Raw genomic sequence first — 21452 nt, 5'->3', positions numbered from 1 at the left:
GGCGGCCGCGTTCGTGGCCAGAACGAAATGACCCAAAATTACGACGTCAAGGACCCCAAACTCGCCGAACAAGGAAGATTGCGGATTGAGTGGGCGGCCCAGAGCATGCCCGTGGTGAGGAGCATCCGCGAGCGCTTCGAAAAGGAAAAGCCGCTCAAGGGCGTGAAGATCGGTGCCTGCCTTCACGTGACGACGGAGACCGCTTATTTGATGCTCGCCCTCAAGGCCGGCGGCGCGGACATCACCCTCTGCGCCTCCAATCCGCTCTCCACCCAGGACGATGTGGCGGCTTGCTTGGCCATCGAACACGGCATCCCCACCTACGCGATCAAGGGTGAGGACAACGCCACCTACTACCGTCACATCGAGGCCGTCCTGGACTCCCATCCCGTCATCACGATGGATGACGGGGCGGACGTCGTGGGCCTGCTGCATCAAAAGAGGAAATCCCAGCTCGCGGAGGTCATCGGCGGCACGGAAGAAACAACCACCGGCGTCATCCGCTTGAAGAGCATGGAGCGCGACGGTATGCTCGCGTATCCCATTATCGCCGTGAACGAGGCCTTGACCAAGCATCTCTTCGACAACCGTTACGGCACCGGACAGAGCACGATCGACGGCATCATCCGCGCCACCAACCGCCTTCTCTCGGGTTCGAATTTCGTCGTCGCCGGCTACGGCTGGTGCGGCAAGGGGCTCGCCATGCGCGCGAGGGGCATGGGCAGCCGCGTGATCGTAACCGAAATCGACCCCCTCAAGGCCCTCGAGGCCGCCATGGACGGTTTCGAGGTCCTGCCCATGCACAAGGCGGCCCCCTTGGGTGACATCTTCTGCACGGTCACGGGCAACAAGAGCGTCCTCCGGCGCGAACACTTCGACGCCATGAAGTCCGGCGCCATCCTCTCCAACTCCGGGCATTTCAACGTGGAGATCGACATCCCCGCCCTGGAGTCGCTCGCCAAGGGACGGAGGAAAATTCGTGAATTCGTCGAAGAATTCACGATGGCCGACGGCCGCAAAATCAATCTTCTCGGTGACGGCCGCCTCATCAACCTCGCCTCCGCGGAGGGCCACCCCTCCAGCGTCATGGACTTGAGTTTCGCCAACCAGGCCCTCTGCGCCGAATACATGCTTAAGAACGCGAGGAACCTGCAGAAGAAGGTCTACGACGTCCCGGAGGCCATCGACCGGAACATCGCCGAGATGAAACTCAAGCATCTGGGCATGACGATCGACAAGCTCACGCCGGAACAGGAACGCTACTTGGCGTCCTGGAACGAAGGGACCTAGCCGGTCCCTTCGAAACGAGGGCACGTGACGAAGATCCTCCTGATCGAGCCGAATGAGGCGCATTCCAAGCTGATCCGGGACCGGATCGAGGCGGGAATCGACCGCGCCCGCGTCGATGAGACTCCGAACCTCAAGAAGGGCCTCGACCTTCTCACCCGTCGCGCTTACGACTGCATCCTGACCGATACCGCGACGCCCGAAGAATCCGACATCCGCCTCATCCAGCAGCTTAAGAAAGCCGCCGGAACCGTTCCCATCATCGTCGTCACGGGGCGGACCGATGACGGCCGGGCCTCGGCGATCATCCGGAATGGTGCGGCGGACTATGTCCTGAAATCGCGCGCCACTCTCGAAGCCATCCCCGAACTGGTGCGCAAGAATATCCTCAAGAGTCAGGTCAAGCATCCCCTCCTGGTTCCGGCCAACGTGTTGCGACGGATTCTGGACGAGATCGAGAAAAACGTCTCGCGGGACGTGCGCGCGAAGATCCGGAAGATCCGCAAGAATACCGAGAAACTCCTTAGTCGTTAGGTTTCTTTCCGAGTTTGGCCTGGACGGCCTTGAAAAGGGCCTCGACGGACGTGGTCTCGCTCACGTCCGCGTAGGAGCGCTGGATCTCCTCCAGGAGATCGCGGACATCGGCGTATTTCCTCTCCTGGTCGAAGAGCCGCCGCGCCTCATCGAGCAACGCCTTGGCCTTTTGAGTCCGCGCCGCTTTGAGCCGCGCCTGGAGCCGCCGGGCCTCCGCCACCTGGGAGGATTGCGGGTGCTGGGCGATTACGCCTTGGAGAAAAACATCCGCCCCGTCGGGGATGGCGCCGGCATCGATCGCGGTCTCGAGGTCGATCATTTCGAGCGAAACGATGTCCCTCTTCCGGGCCCCCGTCCCGAGGTCCTTCATGGAGGCGAGCCTCTCCTTGGCCTTGGCCAGAACCGCCGTGGTCTCTTCGGAGCGAAGCAGGAGCCTCCGGTAGATAAGGCGCGCCTCCTCGAACCGTTTTTGCAGAAAGAGCAGGTTGGCGAGGTCGTACTGGAGCTTGAGGGAATCCACCTCCGCCGGCAGGTCTTCCAGAACGATCTTGAGGGAATCGATCGCTCCATCGATGTCCCCCGTGTCGGCCAATGCCTGACTGTAGAGGACCTTGACGATGACGGGCAGATAGTGTTCCGGCTGCCCGGCCGCAAACTCCCGGTAGAGCTGGATGACCTGTTTGTAATTGTGCCGTTCAAACTCGCGAAGGACGTTCTCGACCAGGGTCTTTTCGGGGGGGGGCTCGGCGAGAACGGCCGGACCGGTCCCCAAGACGATCAAGATCGCGAGCAAAACGGCACGATTCACGCCCTGCTTCTTCGGGGCTTTTGTCCTCAAAGTCAATGTTTCGGTGAGGACTTCAGACCTCAGTCTTGGGGTCCTTTCACGGGAAGACCCGCCACCTCCTCATCGGTAGACCCTAAATACATATAATAATATCAATAAGATATAAATCTTCCGCCCTCCCCATTTGTGGCATATATGTTGCAGATTCCCTGCTTTGAGGACCCAGGAGATTTGCGGGCGGAAACTCGCAACGTCTTCTGGTACGATAATCCTCAAAACGAGGGAGATTCCAGTGAGCGTGAACGGCATTGGCGGTCCAAACAATACGCAGCAGCCCCAACAGACCCCGTCTCCATTGGTGGGCACCCAGTCCGGCTCGCCGACGGTCGGGACCCAAACGGGGGAGCCCACGGACGAAGGGGCGCCTGGCGTCAGCACGGCCGAGGGAGGATCCGGAGAAGGGTCCGTACCCACCCCTGCAGACGCGAACCTTGGTTATGGCGAAGTTGACGTCGAGAATTCCTGGCTCGGCCAGAATTTCCCTAAGGACGGCAAATACGGCAATCCGATCATGGAAGCAGCGGAGATCCAAAAAAAGCTCGATGAATACGAAAGCCTCGCGGAAAGCAGGGATCAGCTGGAGTACTTGGCCGAAAGAGGAGACGCCAAGGCCGCGGATCTTCTGGCCAAACTGAACAAGTATCTCCCCAGTGAAAGGGAGATCGAAAAAATGCAGGACAGACTCGACACACTTTCCGAGTTCCTCGACGGGCTCGACGCCAATAAACTGGCCGCTTACGGGGATGCCGATGGGGACTTGGTGACAAATGAGGCCGAGTTGGCGAACGGAACAAATCCTTTCGCGCAAGATACCGATGGCGACGGGATTCACGACCGGGGAGAATTGGAATTACAGCATATCGTCGGCTTTGAATGGATGGACCCGACTAACGGCGACGCCAATCGTGACGGCAAAGTCGACAGCTTGAACCTCCCAGCGACAATCTCGGCTCGGTATACGGTCGGAGGAAATTCCGGCACGGGCGGTGCTAGCGGAACCGGCGGCGCGGGGGGCACCGACGGCGTTGGCTCTCAAAGCCAAAACCTCATGTGGCAGACACCCTCCGCGGACGCCCAGTCGGTGGACGGTGCGACCGGCGGGACCATCGACGGCGAGGGCGACGTGGTCTTCAACGCCAGCGGCGATCTGGACATCAGCGTCAGCGGCAGCGACCTCATCATCACCCAAGGCGGCGTGACGACCACCATCAAGAACTTCGAGAGCCGCAAGATTTACATGAACGGGACGGCCGAAAACGTCACCTTCCACGACATGAACGCCAGCGTCTTGAACGCGAAGGATTCGGACACCGACGGCTTCGCGGACTCGGGCGTCAAGTGGGGCGACGGCATCAAGGTCGCCAGCAGCACCAACACCTACGACCCCTTCAACGGCTCGGTCGCCATCGACGAGGCCGCATCGACCGCCGAGGAGGTCGTCTACAACGCCAACGGCGTCGCCGGCACTTTCGAGATTCCCGAGACGATGGGCGGCAACGTCGTGGAGATCACGTTCGAGGGCAACGACGTCATCGTGACCGTCAAGGAGACGACGGGCGGCGATCCGATCAAGAAGTTCCGCCTCAAGGACGGCAAGACGGCGGTCGAGAACGGCGACATCACCTTCAAGGGCACGGATGCGAACGACTATTTCTACACCGAGGGCAAGGTCACGATCTACGCCGGCAAGGGCAACGACTTCGTCGCCGCCGGCGCGGGCTCCCAGATCTACGGCGAGGACGGCAATGACGTCCTCTCCGTCAGCGGCACGGCCAACGGCAGTCGGTTGGACGGCGGGGCGGGCGACGACGTCATGGAGGGCTCGGACGGCGTAGACAACCTCGTGGGCGGCACCGGGAACGACGCCATGTACACGGGCACGAGCGAAGGCGATAGCCTTGACGGGGGAACCGGCGACGACATCGGTATCGTCTCGAACACGGCGACCGACGCCAACTACACCATCCAGATGGGCGGCGGGATCGACATGTCGAACGCGACCAACACCTCCGTCGTGGAGGGCGGTTCGGTCGACGTGCGCATGGACGATCTGGACGGCCTCCGCGGCTTCCTCCAGGGCCAGAAGACCGAGGCGAGCGGCGCCCTTTTGGAAGAGTTGGACAAGGCCGGGAACCTGACCGACAACGCGGCCCAGATGGCCGCCTCGTCGGTCCGAGACGCCTTCCTCGCCTACCTCATGAAGAAGAAGAGCGAACTCGAGAGTTCGTTCGGCGCCGACCACTCCGGCGGCTACGGCGACGACACGGACCCGGTCAGCCCGCCTCCGCCCCCTGAAGATACCGGGCCCTAGTAACGGATTGAAACGAGAGTCAAACCAAAGGCCGGGGCCGTCGCCCCGGCCTTTTTTCTATCCCGAGACTGCAATATTTTTCGAAATTCCTTCGGTGTGACCCTTCCCTTCCCCACATCCACCAGGGTCCCCACGATGTTTCGGACCATGTATTTGAGAAACCCTTCGCCCGTGATTTCGACCCGGACCTCCGGTCCCTTCTTTTGAATCGTCACGCGCTCCACGCGCCGTACGGACGTCTTCGTGTCGCTTTGGGCACCCCGAAAGGCGCTGAAATCATGGCGTCCGGGGAGGGCCTTGGCCGCACGCCGCATCGCACCGAGGTTCAAGGGGTCCCAAACGTGCCACGCGCGAAGCCTCTCCAACGCGGATCGTGATCCTTCGTTCCAGATCACGTAACGGTACGTCTTGGATTGGGCGCTCCGAATCGCATGGAAGCCTCCGTCCGACTCTTCGACGGACTTGACCGCGACCTCGGGAGGGAGGAGGCCGTTCAAGGCGATCAAGAATTTCTCGGGCCGGATGCGCGACTTCGTCCGGAAGTGCGCGACCTGGCCCAGGGCATGGACCCCGGCGTCCGTCCGGGAGGCGCCGACCAATTTGATGTCTTCCTGGGTAATCTTGCGGAGGACGTCTTGAATCGTCCCCTGCACGGTCCTCTTATGCGGCTGAATCTGCCAGCCGGAGAAGGCCGATCCATCGTATTCCAACGTAAGTTTGAGGGTACGCATGTCCGTCCTGTGGACGTAAGAGCCTGTAACGCTCCTTCGTCGCTAACAGGCTCTAAAATTCGAAGAGGAATCCACCGGTCGCCGTGAGGTTCGAGAGGTCCAATCCGCCCCCGCCGAAGTTGTTGATCCAGCCGTAGCGTCCTTCGATCGTGAAATAGACGTCATTCACTCCCATCTCGTTCTCCATGAAGTCCGAGAGCGGGTCGAGCCGGTCCAGCAGGATCTGAAGCCCCGCCGCCCCGTGAAGCCCGAACTTGAACCCGCTGGTCGAGCCACCGTTCAGGGTTTCCCGGAAAAAGACGTAATCCGGTCCCGCCTTCACGTAGGGGACCAGGAGCTGGTCCTCCCTGAAATCCGCCCGGAAGGCGAAGCTGTTGTGGACGGGAATCAGGAGCAGGTTGAACTTGTCCCCGGAGGGTGCGCCCGACGTCGCGCCGAAGGCGGTCCCGTCCTCCATCAGGAGGCCGACCCCGAGCTCCGCCCCGAACTTCGATTTGTACAGGAATCCGAACTCGATCGAACCCGTGGGGGAAACGGTGCCGAGGGAACCGCGCGTCGTCCCGTTGGTCGGAAACCAGGCGCCCGCCTTGAATTCCAGGGAGAACCATTGAGGCGTATTTTCCGCCGCCGGCAAGGCCGCAGGCCAGAACAACATCATGAAAATGAATAACCGCTTAAGGACGGCCATAAATGAGCGAACAGCCCCCTTCCCCCACTGCCTCCGCAAGCCCCACCGTTGCCTCCGGGGTCGCCGAAACGGGCGTCCCGTCCGGGAACGTCGTCGTGCGGGCTCCGGTGTTGCCGGCCGTGTCCACCGCCTCAAGGCCGATGAAGTACGTCACGCCGTTCTCGAGGCCCGTGACCTTGGCCTTGACCTCGTCGCCCGAAGAGGGCTGGGTGATCGTCCCGGCGATCTCCGACTTGCTCCCCACGGCCTCGGCGTTCGAGTCCACGTAAAGGTTGTAATGGTCGATGTCGCTCTGATCCAGACGCCGGAAGGTCAGGAAAATTTTTTGGTCCCCAAAGGAGGTGCTGATCACTTCGATCCCCGGGGGAGGCGTGTCGACCGTGATGTCGACGGCGTCGCGGCCCGTGAGGCCGTCCGCGTCCGTGACGAAGACGAAGACGCGGTTCGCCCCCTCCCCGAAAAGGCCCGCGTCAAAGGCGATGTCCGGCGTCGTCACGTCCACGCCGGCCGTGTCCACCGTTCCGGAGGCGACCTGCGTCGTTTCATCGCCGACCGTGACCCGAAAGCTCCCCGTCACGTCGGTCTGAAAGGTCAGTGCGACGCTCTCCCCCTCGGAAAAGGTCCCGTCGCCCAAGGACGTGCCCGTAATGCTGACGAAGGGTTTGTCGGTGATGACCGACACATTCGCGTTGCTGACGGAGGCGTACACATAGCCGTCGTCCACACTGGAGGCCACGAGATCATGCGGCGTCGAAGACAGGGTGAGAGGGTCGTTTGTGTCGTCCCCCGAACCACCGTCGTTGAAGTCGATGACCTCGGGGATCCCAAACCCGCCGATGTTGAGGTTTAGGTCGATGACCGAAAGGCCCGAAGAGCCCGAAATATAGGCGTACAGGTCGTCCGGACGGGCGACCTCCGTCACGGCGATGGCCGAAGGGGCCGAATTTGGAGACAGGGGGATGGGGTTGACGCCGGCCTCGATCGGGTCCGTATCCACCAGGGTATCGGTGGCGGTATCGATCACATGGACAACTTTGTCCGTCGCGTCGACGACAAGCAGAAAATCCCCGTCCGGCGTCGCGGCCGCGGCCGGAAGATCCTTGTTCGTCGCCGAGATCGTGATCGTCCCGGACAGGCTCACCGCACCCTCCGCCAGCACGAAAACGAGCCCCCGGTTGCTGGTGACGTAGATCTTGTCGTTTCCACCGACGAACGGGACGAAGACGATGGCCTCCGGCGAGACCGGAGAGCCCAAACCGTCCACGAAAGTCACCGAGCCCGAGGTCTCGTCGCCCGTATCGAACACGACGACGGAGTTGCCCCCGGGATTGAGGAGATATACCTGGTCGTCGGAGGCAGCGGCCTCGGGATCGGCGGCGATCTCGCCGAACGATCCGTCGATCACGTGAAAGGCGTCCGGCTCGGCCGCCAGGTCGTCCAGGTTGATCGTCAGGAGGTCACCGTCGCTCTGGGCCGCGAAGAGCGAGTTTCCGCGGATGGAGAGCCCCGTCACGTCTCCGCCCGTGTCAGCAATCCCCTCGTTCTCGTCCCCTTCCAGGAGCGGGACCTGCTCGGACGTTAACGCGAAGGTCTCGGTGTCGATGCGAAAGATCTTGTTGGAGAAGCTGAGGAAGAGAAAACGGTCGCTCTGGGCGATGAAGGACGTGGCCTGGGAGCTGACGAGGCTGAGCGAAGCTTTTTCCCGGTCGGGGAAGGCGGAAACCGATGCCGGCATCGTGAGGGCGATCACAAGGATCGCCCCTACGGATATTTTAGAGGTATTTTTCAATGAGGATTTCCGCGATTTGCACCGCATTCAAGGCGGCGCCTTTCCTCAGATTGTCCGCCGCCACCCAAAGATTGAGGCCGTTCGGGATCGACGCGTCTTCGCGGATACGTCCGACGTAGACCTCGTCCTGGCCCGCGGCCTCGATGGGGAGCGGGTATTCCTTCTTGGCCGGCTCGTCCTTCACGACCACTCCCGGGATCTTGCGCAGGAGCTCGCGGACCTCGGAGGCCTGCGCCTTTTTCTCCGTTTCGATGTTGACGGCGGCGGAATGGCCGACGAAGACCGGCACTCGAACCGCCGTGACCGTCACGCCCATGTTCGGGGCCTCGATCATCTTTTTCAGCTCCTCGACGATTTTCGCCTCCTCCTTGGTGTCCCCCCCCGGCAGAAAACTGTCGATCTGCGGGATGACGTTGAAGGCGAGCCGGTACGGAAAGACCTTCAGGACCGGGTCCTTTTGGCTGAAGAGGGCCGTGGTCTGCTGGGCCAGTTCGTCGGTGCCGCCCTTCCCCGCCCCGGAGGCGGACTGGTAGGTGGAGAGGACGAGCCGTTTGACGCCGTATTGATCATGGATGGGCTTGACGGCCACGGCGACCGGAATCGCGGAGCAGTTGGCGCCCGCAATGATGCCCTTGTGGCGGGCGATGGCGGCCGCGTTGACCTCCGGGACGACGAGCGGAACGTTCGGGTCCATCCGGAAGGCGCTGGAGCAATCCACGGCGACCGCGCCCTGGGCGACGGCCTTGGGAATCAACTCCTTCGAAACGGCGGTGGGCGTGTCGCCCATGACGATGTCAATGCCGGCGAAGGCGTTGTCGCCGACAAGCCTCACCTTGACGGGCTTGCCCTCCCACTCGATCTCCTCGCCCACCGATTTTTCAGAGGCGAAGAGACGGAGCTCGCCGACGGGGAATTTTCTCTCCGCGAGGATTTCGATCATCTCCCGGCCGACCACCCCGGTCGCTCCCAGAATCGCCAGATTATATTTTTGCTTTTTCACAGTCTCTCCATCACTTTCCCGGCCATTTCCCGCGTACCGATCTGTTGTTTTCCCTCTTCCTGAATGTCACCGCAGCGGAAGCCGTCCTCGAGCGTTTTCTCGACCGCCCTTTCGATCCGCCCGGCGACGTCGTCGCGGCCCAACGAGTACCGTACCATGAGGGCGCACGATAGAATAGTGGCCAGCGGATTCGCAACGCCTTTCCCGGCGATGTCCGGGGCGCTCCCGTGAACCGGTTCGTACATACCCTGCGGGAACCCCAACCGGTTCTTCTTGGCCCCGAGCGAGGCCGAGGGTAGCATGCCGATGGAGCCCGTGAGCATGGCCGCCTCGTCGGAGAGGATGTCCCCAAAAAGGTTGGTCGTCACGATGACGTCGAATTGCCTTGGATTCCGCACGAGCTGCATGGCGCAGTTGTCCACGTACATGTGTTCGAGGGTCACCTCGGGATAATCCTTGCCGATCGCCGCCGCCGTTTCCCTCCAGAGGATGGAGCTCTCCAGGATGTTCGCCTTGTCGACGGACGTGACCTTCTTGCGTCGCGCCCGCGCCGCCTCGAAGGCGGACCGCACGATCCGGTCGATTTCCGGCGTCGTATAGACCTCGGTGTTGAATCCCTTCTTCCCTTTCCCCGTCTCCTTGATGCCCCGCGGCTTTCCGAAATAGATACCCCCGGTGAGCTCGCGGACGACCAGGAGGTCGATCCCGCCGACGACGTCCTCCTTCAAGGTTGAGGCCTTCGCGAGGGCCGGCAGAATCTTCGCCGGACGAAGATTCGCGAAGAGCTTGAGCCCGGCTCGAAGGCCCAGAAGGGCCTGCTCGGGCCTCTTGTCGTGGGGAAGATTGTCCCACTGAGGGCCCCCGACGGCGCCCAGAAGGACGGCATCCGCCTTCTTGGCCTTCTTGAGCGTCTCGGGCGTGAGCGGAATGCCGCTCCGGTCGATGGAACACCCGCCGGCAACATCCTTTTCGAGGTTCAACTTGAGTCCGGAGCCTTCGAGCGCCTTTTCCAGCACGCGAACGGATTCCTCCATCACCTCGGGACCGATGCCGTCTCCCGCCAGAATCAAGATCTTCGCCTTTTTCATCCTCAATTCCCTTTCTTCTTGAACAACTCTTCCAATTTCCGCTTCGACTCATCCGCCACGGAAGCCTCCTTCAACCGCTCCGACGCCATCCGGAAGAAGCTGCAGAAATTAGCCGCCTCCTTGTCCACCACCCGCTCCGCGACCGGCTCCCGGCACTCGTTGTAGGAGTTGGCGTCGTAGAACTCGCAATTCTTGCAGCAGCGGAGGTCACGGCGGCACTTCGGGCAGGTATCCCGGCGCCCGACGATGCCGTCGACTTGAATCTCCGTTCCGCAGGAATAACAGTTCGCCATATCGAAAAAGCCACCGAATTAATTCGGTGGCTGTGCCCGTGACAATCCCGGACATCCAGCCCCGGAATTAATTCCGGGGCTGCTAGAGCTGGGCCGAGACCTTTTTCTCGATGTGCTCGATCCGGTTCAAGGCGGCGATGTAGGCCTTCGCCGAGGCGACGATGATGTCCGTGTGCGAGCCCACGCCACGCACGGTATGGCCGTTCTGCTGGAGCTCCACCATCACCTCGCCCTGGGCGTCCGTCCCGCCGGTCACGGCCGTCACGACAAACTTTTCCAGGTTGCCCTTGAACTTCGAGAGTTTCTTCAGGGCCTTGAAGACCGCGTCGACGGGGCCGGCGCCGGTTTCGACCGCCTTGAGCTTCTTGCCCTCCTTCGTGATCTCGATGGCTGCGCGCGGCTTCTTCTTTGTCCCGCAGGAGACCTCGACGCCTTTGAGGGCATAAGTCTCGGGAACCGTCCGGACCAGGCTCGTGACGATGGCCTCGAGGTCCTCCTCGAAGATCGCCTTTTTCTTGTCCGCCAGCTCCTTAAAACGCTTGAACGCCTCCTCCATCTCGTCGTCCGAGAGGTCGAACCCCATCCCCTTCAAGCGCGTGCGGAAGGCGTGCCGGCCGGAGTGCTTGCCCAGGATGTACTTATGCTCCGTCAACCCAATCGACTCCGGCGTCATGATCGAGTACGTCATCTCGTTCTTGAGCAACCCGTCCTGATGGATGCCCGACTCGTGCGCGAAGGCGTTGGCTCCCACGATCGCCTTGTTCGGCTGGACGGAGATGCCGGTGATGTGCGTCAGGAGCTTGCTCGTCGGGTAGATCTGCTCGGTTGCGATGTTGGTCGTCAGCCCCAGACGGTTCTCGCGGACCTTGAGGGCCATGACGATCTCTTCCATCGACGCGTTCCCGGCCCTCTCGCCGATCCCGTTGATCGTGCACTCCGCCTGGCGCGCCCCGTTCTCGATGGCGGCCAGCGAATTCGCGACCGCCAACCCTAAGTCGTTGTGGCAATGCACGCTCACGGTCGCCCGACCGATGTTCGGAACCGTCTCCATCAAATAGCGGATCAACGACGCGTACTCCGACGGGATCGTGTAACCGACCGTATCGGGCACGTTGATGGTCAATGCGCCAGCCGTGATGACGGCTTCGAACACCTTGGCCAAATACTCCCGGTCGCTCCGGGTCGCGTCCTCGGCGGAGAATTCGACGTCGTCCGTGTAACCCTTCGCGCGACGGACGGCCGCGACGGCGTCCTCCAAGACCTGTTCCCGGGACTTGCGCAGCTTGTACTTGAGGTGGATGTCCGAGGTCGCGATGAAGGTGTGGATCCGGCGCTTGGGCGCATCCTGAATGGCCCCCCAACAAGCGTCGATATCGGCCGCGTTCGCCCGAGACAGCCCGCAAATCGTCGGGCCGGCGACCTCCCGAGCGATTTTCTGCACAGCAGCAAAATCGCCCGGAGACGCGATGGGGAACCCGGCCTCGATGATGTCGACCCCCAAACGCGCGAGCTGCTGGGCCATCCGGATCTTTTCCCCGGTGTCCATGCTGTAACCGGGCGACTGCTCACCGTCCCTCAAGGTCGTGTCGAAAATCTTAACTACGTTGCTCATAATCCTCTCTCCTCGCCTCTCCGTCATTTCCGTTCATCGGTATGACGGTGAAGCGCCGTCCTTTCGTTTTGGTCCTTTCGCCCCGTTCCGAAACCCTTTCGGCGCGAGGCTGCCTCAGTTGCAGCAGCCATAGGGCCGGACCGGACAGGGCGTAGACCATGAAGCCGCCGAACAGGACGATGTTCGGGTCGATGGCAATGATGCCGATCATTATCGCGGCCCCGATCAGGATGTAGAAATAGTTGTTCCTCTGGATGTTGTATTCCTTGAAGCTCCGGTAACGGACGCTGCTCACCATGAGGACGGCCAGGAGCGGCACCATCACCAGGGCCGCGATGCTTTTGACCGGGGACTCGGTCCCCAAGACCGCCTCGTGGAAGAGGACGAACGTGGCCAGCAGGCACGCCGCGCCGGGCGTCGGCAATCCGCTGAACTTGAGCTTCTTCTCCTTTTTGTCCTGGCGTTCGGGCGCCGTTTGGACGTTGAAACGCGCAAGCCTCAAGGCCGCGCAGGCGAAAAACAAGAAGGACAGGAACCAGCCGACGGGCCGAAACCCGGACAATGTCCAGGTGTACATGAGAATCGCGGGCGCCATTCCGAACGACGACAAGTCGACCAGGGAATCGTACTCCTTGCCGAAATCGCTCTGCGTCTTGGTCATCCGCGCGATGCGTCCGTCGATGGCGTCGCAGAGGCTCGCGAAGAGAATCGCCCAGGCGGCCGTGTGGTGGTCGCCGTTGATCGACCGGACGATCGAAAAAAAGGCGAAGAAGAGCCCGCCCGTCGTAAAGAGACTCGGAACCAAGTTGATGCTTTTCTTGAGTTGCATTTTTTTCACGTGAGCCTCCCCAAAACGGATTGACCCGCCTTGACCTTGTCGCCCGTCTTCACCCGAACCTCCGCCTGCGGGGGCAGATAGACATCCACCCGCGATCCGAACCGGATGAGGCCGAAGCGTTCCCCGCGCGTCACCCGTTCGCCGCCCTTGAGGTAACAGACGATCCGGCGTGCCACGAGACCCGCAATCTGGACGAACAGGACGTCCCTCCCGTCGGATTTCTGGCTTCCTTCACGAGCTGTAGCGAGCGCCGTGTCGCGGGAAGCGACACGGATTACGATCGCGTTCTGCTCGTTGTCGAGCGACGCCTTCTCCGCGTAACCCATGAGGAACTTGCCCGGATTGTAGCGCACCGTTTCCACGCAGCCCGAGATGGGGACGCGGTTCACGTGCACGTTGAAGACGTTCATGAACACGCAAATCCGCTTCATGCGCCGGTTCAGATAGCGGCCCTCATCCACCTCGGCGACGGAGATGACCCTCCCGTCCGCAGGCGACACGACGAGATCCTCGCCCGGCGGCGGGGTCCGCTCCGGGTCGCGAAAAAAATTGACGACGAACGCCGGCAGCGCGAGCGAAACGGCCCCCGCGACGGGGCCGGCCAGGATGAATACGACCGCGGAGAGGCCCAGGGCGATCAGGATGAAGGGGATCCCTTCGCGGGCGATCCCCATCCCGCCCCGCATGACCGGAACCTGCGAGACATCCGTGTCAGCCCCCGACAAGGACATGTTCCCCTCTCTGAATCGCGATCATCCCCGTGCGGACCACTTCCATGATGCCGTGCGGCTTGAGGGCCTCCAGGGCCTTGTGCAGGTCCTCTTCGTCGCCGGTCACCTCCACGACGACGGCGTGGGCATTGTTCTCCAAGGCGCGCGCCCCGAGCCTTTCGGCGATCTTCAAGACCTCCGCCTTCGCCCCGGGCTTGACCTTGATCAGGCACATCTCGCGGGTGATGTGGCGCTCGCGCGTCAGGTCCTCCACCGTGATCACGTTCACGAGCTTGTTCAGCTGCTTGATGATCTGCTCCACGATCTGGTCGCTGCCGTGCGTGACGATGGTCATCCGCGAGAGCGTCGGGTCGGTGGTCTCCGAGACCGACAATGAATCAATATTATACCCTTTAGATGAAAAAAGACCGGCAACACGAGCCAGGACCCCAAATTCGTTTTCAACCAAAACTGAGATCGTGTGTTTTCTTTCCATAGCTTCTCCAACTTCGTCCCCCTGTATTGGGGGAGGCAGCCCAAGGATCCGGCTTTGCCGGTCCTTGGGCGTCGGAAGGGGGCGAAGCCCCCTCCGAGTCAAGCGAGTAGCATGTCGTCTAGGGCTTTTCCAGCGGGCACCATGGGGAGGACGTTCTCCTCTTTGGCGACTTGGAAGTCGATCAGAACGGGCTTTTTGACCTTGAGGGCCTCACGCAGCACCGGCTCGACGTCCCGCGGCTTGCTGCACTTCAGCCCCACCGCCCCGTAGGCCTCGGCGAGTTTGACGAAATCCGGCATGCCGGCGGTCAGATCCGACTCCGAATAGCGGTGTCCGTAGAAATATTCCTGCCATTGGCGGACCATGCCCAGGTAGAAATTGTTGATAATGGCCGTCTTGACCGGGAGCTTGTACTGGACCGCCGTCGCCAGCTCTTGGATGTTCATCTGAATGCTCCCGTCCCCGGAGATGCAGAAGACCGTCTCGTCCGGACAGGCCATCTGGGCGCCAAGCGCGGCCGGCAGCCCGTAGCCCATCGTCCCCAATCCGCCGGACGTGCACCACTTGCGGGCCTTGTTGAACGGAAAAATCTGCGCCGTCCACATCTGGTGCTGACCGACGTCGGTGGTCACGATGCACTCCCCGGCCGTGACGTCGTAGATCTTCTGGATGACGTACTGCGGCCGGAGCTCGCCCTTCATGTCCTGCGGGTAGTAGATGGGATGCTCCTCGCGCCACTTCTTGATCTGGCCGTGCCACGCCCGGATGGACTCGCGGTACTTGCGGGCCCTTTCGGGATCGCGTTCGACGATCGCCAAAAGCTTCTCCAACGCCTGCTTGGCGTCGCCCACCAGGGCCACGTCCACGGCGACGTTCTTGCCGATGGAACTGGCGTCGATATCCAGATGGATCTTCTTGGCGCGCACCGCGAACTTCTTCAAGTCGCCGGTCACGCGGTCGTCGAAGCGCGGGCCCAGGGCGACCAGGAGGTCGGCGTTGTTCATCGCCATGTTGGCCCAATAGCCGCCGTGCATGCCGATCATGCCCATCGAGAGCTCGTGGGAGCCCGGGAACCCTCCGAGGCCCATGAGGGTGATGCCGACCGGCAGGTTCAGTTTTTCGGCGAACCTCTTCACCAACTCCGAGGCGCCGGAGGCGACGATGCCGCCGCCCATGTAGAGCACGGGCCGTTCGGATTCAAAGATCAGTTCGACCGCCTTTTCCATGTTGCCCGAGGCGGGCAGGACCTGGGGTTTGTACCCGCGCATGTCGACTTTCCGGATCCCCTTGTATTCCGCCGTGGCGAGCGTGACGTCCTTGGGGATGTCCACCAGGACGGGTCCGGGACGGCCCGTCGACGCGATGTAGAAGGCCTGGTGGATGATGCGCTCCAGGTCGTTCACGTCCTTGACCAGGTAGTTGTGCTTGGTGCAGGGACGCGTGATGCCGACGATGTCCGCCTCCTGAAAGGCGTCGTTGCCGATCAACGGGACGGGCACCTGCCCGGTGAAACAGACCATGGGCACCGAGTCCATCATCGCCGTGGCGAGCCCCGTCACCGTGTTCGTGGCCCCGGGACCCGAGGTGGCCAGGCAAACGCCGGGGCGGCCCGTCACGCGGGCGTAGCCGTCCGCCATGTGGGTCGCGCCCTGTTCGTGGCGCACCAAGATGTGTTTGATCTTATCCTGCTTGAAGATCTCGTCGTAGACGTACAGGAGGACGCCGCCTGGATAGCCGAAGATCGTGTCGACGCCTAAGTCCTCGAGAGTCTTGAGAAAAATTTGTGCCCCCGTCATCTTGACGGGCGCAGGTTTCGTCAAGATCTCGTTCGACTGGATTTTCGTGGGGGATGTACTCATAACCTATTGAAATCATTAGGCCGTCCGGGGAGTTCTTTGTCAAGGTGTTTTCGGGGCTTTAGCCCGCTCACACGGGCTTTCGAAGGTATCGGGGCAGAACCGCGGAGGGTGATGAACCTTCGGCGAGAAGGGCGATATTGGCCGCCCTGGGGGCATCAAAGAGGGCCGGAGCCATCCGTCCCTTCATCGGATCGCCGTCCCCCTTCAACAGACCAACCCCATCGCCGAGGAAGAGCGTATCGCCTTCGAGAGAGCGGAAACGTTCCAAGAAAGCGGCGACGGGCAGGACCGCGTCCTCCTGAACGGGAACCGGCCTCCCCCCCTCCATGCGGTAGACGCCGAAGTAGACTTCGCCCCGAAAGGCGTTGAGGAGGGGAACGACAAGCCCGGGAAACACGGCGGCGTTCATCGCCAAACCCTTGAGCGTGGAAACGCCCGCCACGGGCCGGCCATGGGCCAGGGCGAGTCCCTGAGCCGCCGCAATCCCGATCCGAAGCCCGGTGAACGAGCCCGGTCCTTCCGCGACGGCGAAGAGGTCGATCTCCGAAGGCGCGACCTCCGCGTCCCTCAGAAGGTGTTCAATCGCGGGCATCAACCTCTCCGAATGGCGAACCGAGACCGAAAGCGTGGTTTCGCCCAGCAACCGGCCGTCCTCGACCAGCGCGACGCTTCCGGTCAGGGTGGATGTCTCGATGCCTAGTGTTTTCACGAAACTAAAAGATGTTGCGAAGCTTTCCCAGGATCTCGCGGAAGCCCCAGACGCTGTCGACGTCGTTAAGCGTCACGAGCAGCATCAGCGAAATGAGGAGGAAGAAGAAGGCCTGCTCCGCGATCGCGCGCGCCTTCGCCGGAACCGGGCGCCGGATGACGCCTTCCACCGCGAAGAAGAGAAAGTGCCCGCCGTCGAGGACGGGGACCGGCAGGAGATTCAAAACGCCGAGCTGGATGCTCAAGAAAGCCAGGAAATACAGAAAGTCCGAAAGCCCGGACTTGGCCGCCATCGCCGAGGCCTGGGCGATGCGGATCGGACCTCCCAGGGCCTTATAGGAGAGATCCAGCGTGACCAGCCGCTTCAAGACGGAGAGCGTCTGTCCCGTCAACCGGACGTTCTCTTCGAAACCGCGTTTGAGGGACTCGGCGAAACCGTACCGCTTGAGGGAGAAATGCTCCGTGTGCCGCGAGGCGTCCTTGCGGATGCCGATCAGCCATTTCTTCATGCCCGTGTCGTAGGCCGGGGTCACGGAGACGGTGCGCAGGTCCCCTCCCCGCCGCACCGTGATGGCGAGGACCTTGCCCTGGGCCGCCTCCACCTTGTCGGTCATATCGGTCCACGTCGCGACCGGCTGCTGGTCCACGGCCGCGATCTCATCGCCGGGCTTCACGCCGCCCTTGTCGGCTGGGCCGCCCGGGACGACCTCGTCCACGAGGGGCTCGTTGCCGATAAAATAAGACGGCTCGATGCCGAGCGTCCCCGCCTTGGTCTCCTTCGACTCCTCGACGGCCGCCGTCCGGGAAAGCGTCTCTCCGCCGCGCCCCACCTTCAGCGTCACCGTCTTGTTCGCCTGCAGGACGACCGTCTCCAACACGTCGCGCCACGTGGCCATGGACCGGCCGTCGATCTCGAGGATCTCATCCCCCGGCTGCAAGCCGGCGTCCGCCCCTCCGGAACCCGCGCGGACCCCGACCAAGACCGGCTTCTCGTCCAGGAATTTGGGTTCCATCCGTCCCACGAGAAAGACAAGCGGCATGATGGCGAGCGCCAGGATCAGGTTCATGGCGGGACCGGCGAAGACGACGATCATCTTCTGCCACACGGGACGCGCCGAATAGTTTTTCTCCCTGGGAATTTTCGCGTTCTCGGAGTCGTTGGGGTCCTCGCCCATGAGCTTCACGTAACCGCCGAACGGCAGGGCCGAGGCCTTGTACTCCGTCTCTCCGCGGCGGAAGCCGAAGAGCTTCGGGCCGAAGCCCAGGGAGAATTTTTCGACTCCGATCCCCTGTTTCTTGGCGGCGAGGAAGTGCCCGAACTCGTGGATGAAGACAAGGACACCCAACGTGAGGATGAAATAGAGTATCGTCATAGTCGTTTCAGGCGGCCGCCGGCTGGGTCTTGGCCTCTCGCCGGGCCCAGGCGTCGGCCTCGAGGACGTCCTCGAGTGTCTTGAGGGCGAAGGGGTTGTGCCGGTTCATCGTTCTCTCGACAAGTCTCGGAATGTCGTTGAAGCCCAGCTCGCGGTTGAGGAACCGCGCGACGGCGACCTCGTTGGCGGCGTTCAGGACCGCCGGCATCGTCCGCCCCTCCTCCGCCGCGGCATAGGCGAGCTTCAAGGCCGGAAATTTTTCAAAATCCGGCGGGAAGAAACTCAAGGTGCCGACCTTGAGAAGATCCAGGCTTGCGACCCCAGACGTGACGCGCTCCGGATAGGCCATGGCGTGGGAGATGGCGCACCGCATGTCCGGCACGCCCAGTTGCGCGATCACCGAGCCGTCGATGTACTCCACGAACGAATGTACGATGCTCTGCGGATGCACGTGCACGTCCACCTTCTTGGGGGGCACGTCGAAAAACCACGTCGCCTCGATGACCTCGAGCCCCTTGTTCATGAGCGTCGCGCTGTCGACGGTGATCTTCGGCCCCATGCTCCAATTGGGGTGCTTGAGGGCCTCGTCCACCGTCACGGTCGCGAGCGATTCCTTCGACCGCTGAAAGAACGGCCCGCCCGAGGCCGTGAGAATGATTCGCTTGACGTCTTCGCGCCGGTTACCCGCCAGGGCCTGAAAAATCGCGCTGTGCTCGCTGTCGATGGGGATCAAGGGGACGTTCTTTTCGCGGGCCATGCGGGTCATGATCTCGCCCGCGATGACGAGGCTCTCCTTGTTGGCGAGGGCGACGGGTTTGCCGGCTTCCAGGGCCGCCATGGTGGGCCGCAGCCCCGCGGCCCCGACGATCGCCGACACGACGAAGTCGGCTTCGGAGGACCGTGCAACTTCGCAATTCCCTTCGTCCCCGAAAAGGATCTCGACCGCTTCGCCCTTCAAACGCCCCCGAAGCAACCCGGCCTCGCCGGCCCCCGCCACGGAGACCCGCTTGGGCCGGAAGGCGCGGACCTGCTCAACGACGAGATCGACGTTTTTCCCCGCCGCGAGCGCGACGACCTCGAAGCGCTCCGGATGCCGCGCGACGATGTCGAGCGTCTGGGTTCCGATCGAACCCGTGCTCCCAAGAATGACGATCTTCTTCATAGAAAGTGGGAATACCAATAAACGACGGGTGCCGTGAAAAGCAAGGCGTCTATCCGGTCCAACATCCCTCCATGGCCGGGGATGATGTTCCCGGAGTCCTTCACGTGGAAGCCCCGCTTGATCAGCGACTCGCACAGGTCGCCCAGGGGCCCGAAGGTCCCCACCAAGAGGGTCAGGATCAATCCCTGGGCCAACGTCAGGTCGTTCGCCAGCAGTTTCCAAAAGACGAGAAAGCCCGTGAAGGTTCCCAGATACCCTCCCACAAAACCCTCCACGGTCTTTCCCGGCGAGATCTTGGGCGCGAGCTTCCGGCGTCCGAGCTTGTGGCCGAAGAAATAGGCGAAGGTGTCGTTCAGCCACGTCATGGCCAGGAGGGCGAAGACCCAGAAGACGCCGTATTCGCGGTCCCGCAGTAGGCCCACGAAGGCCCCGAACGTCCCGATGTAAAGGACGCCCAGGGCGGTCAAGGCGATCTTCGGCGCCTGGACCTCGGCCGTCTCCTTGGGGGCCAGGCAGTAATAGGCGAAAGACAGGACGACGATCCCCGTGAGCTCGAGGAGCAGCCACCGCTCCGTCGCCGGACAAAACAGGAGGAAGGCCGTATGCAGGACGCCCAGAAAAACCGCGACCGCCCTTTCGCGGGGGGGAAGGGCCACGATGGTGAAAAACTCAAATAGGGCGAAGAGGAGGCAGAGAAGGACGAAGGACTTGAAGACCCACGTCATGGGCGCAAAGATCGCCCCGATCACGAACGGGGCGCCGATCAGGACGGTGACGATGCGTTTGATGAGCATGGGGGGTTCGCCTACCGGGGCGAATACAAGATTCGCCCCTACACGGCAATCTGTTCCGATGTCTTGCCAAACCGGCGTTCCCGGCGCTGGTATTCGTCGACGGCCTTGACGAGTTCCTCGCGGTTGAAGTCGGGCCAGTGCGTCTCGGAAAAATAAAGTTCGGCGTAGGCGGCCTGCCAGAGGAGAAAATTGCTGATCCGGCGCTCCCCGCTCGTCCGGATGAGCAGGTCGGGATCGGGGATGCCCGCCGTGTCCAGGTAATCGGAAAACCGCCCGACGGAGATGAAGTTGTCGCGGAAGTCACCCCGCTCCTTCTCCTTCAAAAGCTCATTCACCGCCCTCATGATCTCGTCCCGGGCGCTGTAGCTGAGCGCGAGGATCAAGAACATCTTGTCCAGATGGCTCGTCGCCGCCTCGGTCTCGCGCAGGGTCTTGAGCACGTCCGGCGGGAGCCGCTCGACGTCGCCGATCGAAAGAAGGCGGATCTCGTTCTTCAGGAGCTTGGGGCGCTTGTTGACGAGGAAATCCTTGAGGAGGGCCATGAGGGCCGTGATCTCGTCCTTGGGCCGGGCCCAGTTCTCCATCGAGAAGGCGTAGAGCGTGAGGTAGCGCACTCCCATCTCGCGGCAGGCCGTCGTGATCTCGTCGACGACCTCGCTGCCCCGACGGTGGCCCTCGATGCGCGGCAATCCGCGGGCCTTCGCCCAGCGGCCGTTGCCGTCCATGATGATGGCGATGTGCTGGGGGAGTTTTTTGAGATCTTGAGACACCTCAGATCTCCATGATCTCTTTTTCTTTGTTGGCGAGAACGGTGTCGAGCTGGACGATGTACTGGTCGGTCATCTTCTGGATCTCCGTCTCCCACTTTTTCAGGTCATCCTCGGAGATCTTGCCGTCCTTCTGCACCTTCTTGACCGTCTCGTTCGCCTCGCGGCGGGCGTTCCGGATCGAAACGCGGGCCTCCTCCGTCACCCTCTTGGCCACCTTGACCAGGTCCTTGCGCCGCTCCTCCGTCAGGGGCGGGATCGAAAGCCTCACGAGCTTGCCGTCGTTGACCGGCTGAAGGCCCAGCTCCGACTTGTGGATCGAACGCTCGATCTCCTGGAGGAGCGACTTGTCCCAGGGCGTGATGACGATCGTGCGGCTGTCGGAGACCGAGAGACTCGCCACCTGATTCAAGGCCATGAGGCTCCCGTAGCTGTCGACCCGGATGCCGTCCAGGATGGCGACCGAGGCCCGCCCCGTCCGGAGCTTGGAGAATTCGCCGCGCAAGGATTCGACGGTCTTGTCCATTTTTTGCTTTGTTTCGGATTGGATTTTCGGATCCATGAG

General features: G+C 62.1%; 21 protein-coding genes. 3 read left to right on the top strand and 18 right to left on the bottom strand.

Features of this window, described 5'->3' with window-relative positions; translation table 11 throughout:
* Window positions 1-27 precede the first annotated feature (27 nt).
* Window positions 28-1290 (top strand): adenosylhomocysteinase, encoded by a 1263-nt coding sequence (ahcY, locus tag VLJ37_00970; protein HSA58241.1) that lies wholly within the window; start codon window positions 28-30, stop codon window positions 1288-1290.
* Window positions 1291-1314: 24 nt separating this feature from the next.
* Window positions 1315-1821: a response regulator gene (locus VLJ37_00965; GenBank protein ID HSA58240.1), complete on the top strand. Its 507-nt coding sequence runs from the start codon at window positions 1315-1317 to the stop codon at window positions 1819-1821.
* Here the strand turns inward: VLJ37_00965 and VLJ37_00960 are convergent.
* Window positions 1811-2659: a hypothetical protein gene (locus tag VLJ37_00960; protein HSA58239.1), complete on the bottom strand. Its 849-nt coding sequence runs from the start codon at window positions 2657-2659 to the stop codon at window positions 1811-1813. The genes VLJ37_00965 and VLJ37_00960 overlap by 11 nt on opposite strands.
* Before the next feature lie 247 nt (window positions 2660-2906).
* Here VLJ37_00960 and VLJ37_00955 point away from each other — a divergent pair, with 247 nt between their 5' ends.
* Window positions 2907-4979, top strand: coding sequence for a calcium-binding protein (locus VLJ37_00955; protein ID HSA58238.1), 2073 nt, complete (start codon window positions 2907-2909; stop codon window positions 4977-4979).
* Here VLJ37_00955 and truA read toward each other — a convergent pair.
* The 17 genes from truA to frr form a co-directional block, all read right to left on the bottom strand.
* Window positions 4976-5710 carry a tRNA pseudouridine(38-40) synthase TruA gene (gene truA, locus VLJ37_00950; GenBank protein ID HSA58237.1) on the bottom strand — a complete coding sequence of 245 codons (735 nt, stop codon included), beginning with the start codon at window positions 5708-5710 and terminating at the stop codon, window positions 4976-4978. The two genes, VLJ37_00955 and truA, sit on opposite strands and share 4 nt — an antisense overlap.
* Window positions 5711-5762: 52 nt before the next feature.
* Complete coding sequence (locus tag VLJ37_00945; protein ID HSA58236.1) at window positions 5763-6368, bottom strand: hypothetical protein; 606 nt, start codon at window positions 6366-6368, stop codon at window positions 5763-5765.
* Between the two features lie 16 nt (window positions 6369-6384).
* Window positions 6385-8148, bottom strand: coding sequence for a hypothetical protein (locus VLJ37_00940; protein ID HSA58235.1), 1764 nt, complete (start codon window positions 8146-8148; stop codon window positions 6385-6387).
* Window positions 8149-8170: 22 nt separating this feature from the next.
* Window positions 8171-9187 carry an aspartate-semialdehyde dehydrogenase gene (locus VLJ37_00935; GenBank protein HSA58234.1) on the bottom strand — a complete coding sequence of 339 codons (1017 nt, stop codon included), beginning with the start codon at window positions 9185-9187 and terminating at the stop codon, window positions 8171-8173.
* The gene (gene leuB / locus VLJ37_00930) at window positions 9184-10275 is read right to left on the bottom strand and encodes a 3-isopropylmalate dehydrogenase (protein HSA58233.1); all 1092 of its coding nucleotides are present in this window, start codon (window positions 10273-10275) and stop codon (window positions 9184-9186) included. Before leuB ends, VLJ37_00935 begins: the two co-directional genes overlap by 4 nt.
* Window positions 10276-10277: 2 nt before the next feature.
* Entirely contained in the window at window positions 10278-10568 is a 291-nt protein-coding gene (locus VLJ37_00925; protein HSA58232.1) for a hypothetical protein, read from the bottom strand.
* Between the two features lie 82 nt (window positions 10569-10650).
* Window positions 10651-12180 (bottom strand): 2-isopropylmalate synthase, encoded by a 1530-nt coding sequence (locus VLJ37_00920; protein HSA58231.1) that lies wholly within the window; start codon window positions 12178-12180, stop codon window positions 10651-10653.
* On the bottom strand, window positions 12164-13009 hold the full coding sequence (pssA, locus tag VLJ37_00915; protein ID HSA58230.1) for a CDP-diacylglycerol--serine O-phosphatidyltransferase: 846 nt from the start codon (window positions 13007-13009) through the stop codon (window positions 12164-12166). Before pssA ends, VLJ37_00920 begins: the two co-directional genes overlap by 17 nt.
* A 5-nt stretch (window positions 13010-13014) precedes the next feature.
* On the bottom strand, window positions 13015-13749 hold the full coding sequence (locus VLJ37_00910; protein HSA58229.1) for a phosphatidylserine decarboxylase family protein: 735 nt from the start codon (window positions 13747-13749) through the stop codon (window positions 13015-13017).
* Complete coding sequence (gene ilvN, locus VLJ37_00905; GenBank protein HSA58228.1) at window positions 13730-14224, bottom strand: acetolactate synthase small subunit; 495 nt, start codon at window positions 14222-14224, stop codon at window positions 13730-13732. The genes VLJ37_00910 and ilvN overlap by 20 nt, the downstream gene beginning before the upstream one ends.
* Before the next feature lie 98 nt (window positions 14225-14322).
* Window positions 14323-16083 (bottom strand): biosynthetic-type acetolactate synthase large subunit, encoded by a 1761-nt coding sequence (gene ilvB / locus VLJ37_00900; GenBank protein HSA58227.1) that lies wholly within the window; start codon window positions 16081-16083, stop codon window positions 14323-14325.
* Between the two features lie 67 nt (window positions 16084-16150).
* Window positions 16151-16792: a tRNA (adenosine(37)-N6)-threonylcarbamoyltransferase complex dimerization subunit type 1 TsaB gene (gene tsaB / locus VLJ37_00895; protein ID HSA58226.1), complete on the bottom strand. Its 642-nt coding sequence runs from the start codon at window positions 16790-16792 to the stop codon at window positions 16151-16153.
* 4 nt (window positions 16793-16796) lie between these two features.
* Window positions 16797-18164, bottom strand: coding sequence for an RIP metalloprotease RseP (rseP, locus tag VLJ37_00890; protein HSA58225.1), 1368 nt, complete (start codon window positions 18162-18164; stop codon window positions 16797-16799).
* Between the two features lie 7 nt (window positions 18165-18171).
* On the bottom strand, window positions 18172-19326 hold the full coding sequence (locus VLJ37_00885) for a 1-deoxy-D-xylulose-5-phosphate reductoisomerase (GenBank protein HSA58224.1): 1155 nt from the start codon (window positions 19324-19326) through the stop codon (window positions 18172-18174).
* A complete protein-coding gene (locus tag VLJ37_00880) occupies window positions 19323-20120 on the bottom strand; it encodes a phosphatidate cytidylyltransferase (GenBank protein HSA58223.1) in 798 nt (265 codons plus the stop codon). Before VLJ37_00880 ends, VLJ37_00885 begins: the two co-directional genes overlap by 4 nt.
* A gap of 38 nt (window positions 20121-20158) precedes the next feature.
* Window positions 20159-20890, bottom strand: coding sequence for an isoprenyl transferase (locus VLJ37_00875; protein HSA58222.1), 732 nt, complete (start codon window positions 20888-20890; stop codon window positions 20159-20161).
* Window position 20891: 1 nt separating this feature from the next.
* Window positions 20892-21449 carry a ribosome recycling factor gene (frr, locus tag VLJ37_00870; GenBank protein ID HSA58221.1) on the bottom strand — a complete coding sequence of 186 codons (558 nt, stop codon included), beginning with the start codon at window positions 21447-21449 and terminating at the stop codon, window positions 20892-20894.
* Window positions 21450-21452 lie beyond the last annotated feature (3 nt).

The organism is bacterium, from assembly GCA_035454885.1.
Taxonomy (GTDB): Bacteria; UBA10199; UBA10199; order JACPAL01.
This window is presented reverse-complemented; position numbering and strand designations above follow the sequence as displayed.

Excerpts from the sequence above, each read along its gene's own strand:
- VLJ37_00920 (HSA58231.1), bottom strand. The coding sequence starts at position 12,180 with ATGAGCAACGTAGTTAAGATTTTCGACACGACCTTGAGGGACGGTGAG.
- VLJ37_00910 (HSA58229.1), bottom strand. The coding sequence starts at position 13,749 with ATGTCCTTGTCGGGGGCTGACACGGATGTCTCGCAGGTTCCGGTCATG.
- ilvN (HSA58228.1), bottom strand. The coding sequence starts at position 14,224 with ATGGAAAGAAAACACACGATCTCAGTTTTGGTTGAAAACGAATTTGGG.
- pssA (HSA58230.1), bottom strand. The coding sequence starts at position 13,009 with ATGCAACTCAAGAAAAGCATCAACTTGGTTCCGAGTCTCTTTACGACG.
- truA (HSA58237.1), bottom strand. The coding sequence starts at position 5,710 with ATGCGTACCCTCAAACTTACGTTGGAATACGATGGATCGGCCTTCTCC.
- VLJ37_00880 (HSA58223.1), bottom strand. The coding sequence starts at position 20,120 with ATGCTCATCAAACGCATCGTCACCGTCCTGATCGGCGCCCCGTTCGTG.
- VLJ37_00885 (HSA58224.1), bottom strand. The coding sequence starts at position 19,326 with ATGAAGAAGATCGTCATTCTTGGGAGCACGGGTTCGATCGGAACCCAG.
- VLJ37_00925 (HSA58232.1), bottom strand. The coding sequence starts at position 10,568 with ATGGCGAACTGTTATTCCTGCGGAACGGAGATTCAAGTCGACGGCATC.
- ahcY (HSA58241.1), top strand. The coding sequence starts at position 28 with ATGACCCAAAATTACGACGTCAAGGACCCCAAACTCGCCGAACAAGGA.
- rseP (HSA58225.1), bottom strand. The coding sequence starts at position 18,164 with ATGACGATACTCTATTTCATCCTCACGTTGGGTGTCCTTGTCTTCATC.
- VLJ37_00945 (HSA58236.1), bottom strand. The coding sequence starts at position 6,368 with ATGATGTTGTTCTGGCCTGCGGCCTTGCCGGCGGCGGAAAATACGCCT.
- ilvB (HSA58227.1), bottom strand. The coding sequence starts at position 16,083 with ATGAGTACATCCCCCACGAAAATCCAGTCGAACGAGATCTTGACGAAA.
- frr (HSA58221.1), bottom strand. The coding sequence starts at position 21,449 with ATGGATCCGAAAATCCAATCCGAAACAAAGCAAAAAATGGACAAGACC.
- leuB (HSA58233.1), bottom strand. The coding sequence starts at position 10,275 with ATGAAAAAGGCGAAGATCTTGATTCTGGCGGGAGACGGCATCGGTCCC.